Genomic DNA, 1,551 nt, shown 5'->3' with positions numbered 1-1,551 from the left:
AGGACGTCGGCGGCGGGCGCGGTCTCCGGGGCGTCGGCGCCCGCGGCGTCGGCACGCGCCTCCGCGACGGCGTCCGTGAGGTCCGGGACCGCGACGGAGAGCGGATCCCGGAACGCCACGTTGACGTGCACGGGCGTGCGGCCGTCGCGAGCCCGGCGGTACGCGTCGCGGGCGATCGAGGCGTCGCGTGCGAGGTCGTCGTCCGTCTCCTCGGGCGCCGGCACGTCGATGCACGCGACCCGGTCACCGAACATCCCCGGCTGGCGCGTGGTCTGGTTGCTCGCGATCCCGCGGAGCTCCGCCGGCCGGTCGCCCGTGAGGAGCAGCATCGGGACGCCCGAGTGCCAGCCCTCGAGCACGGCGGGGTGCAGGTTCGCGACGGCCGTGCCGGAGGTGGTGATGACGGGCGCCGGTCGGCCTGACTCGACGCCGAGCCCGAGCGCGAGGAATCCGGCGGCGCGCTCGTCGATGCGCACGTGCAGGCGCACGCCCTCGACGCGCTCGAGCTCCGCCGCGACGAGCGCGAGGGCCTGGGAGCGGGATCCGGGGCAGAGGACGACGTCGGTGACGCCCTCGCGCACGAGCGCGACGAGCATCTCGATCGCGCGGTCGGTGGACGGGTTGCCCGTGCGCGGGAGGGTGGCGGAGCGGGAGGGGCGCGGGTCGGTCGTGGTCACCGGCGGTCAGGCGTCCCGGCGGCCAGGCGCCCGGTCGTCGTCGTCGCGGTTCGGCCGGGTCGGGCCGCCCGTGGCGCCCGGCGCCTGCGGGTCGTCCGGACCGGTGCCGTCGCTGTCGAGGTCGGCGAGCTCCTGCTCGAGGCGGCGGATCCGCTCCTCCTCCGAGCGCGTGCGGCCGAGGCCGGAGAGGAAGTCGGGGTCGTCGTCCGGGCCGAGGCGGCGGCCGGACGCGCGGGCGAGGTCGGTGCGGTCCTTGCCGATCAGGAGCCAGAGGATGCCGCCGATGACGGGCACCAGGACGACCACCGCGATCCAGGCGGGCTTCGGGAGGCCGCGCATGCGGGTCCGCGGCGTCAGGGAGGTGTCCACGATGACGAAGACCGTGAAGAACACGATCACGACGGCGAGACCGATCAGCAGGCGGGGCATCTCCCGATGGTAGCTCCGCAACCGGGGAGGACGCCGGGCGTCCAGCGAGCGGAGAGAGGACGCCTGCTGGGCGACGACGGCCCGGGCAGGCGACGGGTCCGTCCAGGCGGCCGACCTATGCTGACCCGGTGAGTTCCCGTCGCTACTGGCTCGTCTACACCGTCGTCCGCATCCTCCTGTTCGCCGTCCCGTTCGGCCTCGTGGTCGCCGTGAGCCCGGACTTCTGGCCGCTCGCCGCGGTCATCGGCGCGGTGGTGTCGTTCTGCGGGTCGTACATCTTCCTGCACCGTCAGCGCGAGGCCATGGCGGCGGATCTCGCGGCCGTCGCCGCCGGGCGCCGCAAGCCCGTGGAGGACGACGACTCCGAGGACGCCGCGGTGGACGCCGCCGAGCGCCGGGCCCGCGCCGCCGGATCCCCCGACGTCGCGACCACCGCCACGGGCAC

3 protein-coding genes are annotated in these 1,551 nt (G+C 75.6%); 1 reads left to right on the top strand and 2 read right to left on the bottom strand.

Going from position 1 to position 1,551, the window contains the following annotated elements:
• Together DZG00_RS15355 and DZG00_RS15350 are read right to left on the bottom strand one after the other, a co-directional pair.
• The coding region (locus DZG00_RS15355) for a thiamine pyrophosphate-binding protein (RefSeq protein WP_255414079.1) at positions 1-677 on the bottom strand (677 nt) is incomplete at its 3' end.
• A 6-nt stretch (positions 678-683) separates the two neighbouring features.
• Entirely contained in the window at positions 684-1,106 is a 423-nt protein-coding gene (locus DZG00_RS15350; protein WP_119383241.1) for a PLD nuclease N-terminal domain-containing protein, read from the bottom strand.
• A 128-nt stretch (positions 1,107-1,234) separates the two neighbouring features.
• On the opposite strand from DZG00_RS15350, the gene DZG00_RS15345 reads away from it, so the two are divergent.
• Positions 1,235-1,551: DUF4229 domain-containing protein (locus DZG00_RS15345; RefSeq protein WP_147360059.1), on the top strand; the 317-nt coding region annotated here is incomplete at its 3' end.

The organism is Clavibacter lycopersici (assembly GCF_003576405.1).
Classification (GTDB): domain Bacteria; phylum Actinomycetota; class Actinomycetes; order Actinomycetales; family Microbacteriaceae; genus Clavibacter; species Clavibacter lycopersici.
This window is presented reverse-complemented; position numbering and strand designations above follow the sequence as displayed.

What these genes read in the sequence shown, in the direction of transcription:
- DZG00_RS15350 (WP_119383241.1), bottom strand. Translation starts at nt 1,106, where the DNA reads ATGCCCCGCCTGCTGATCGGTCTCGCCGTCGTGATCGTGTTCTTCACG.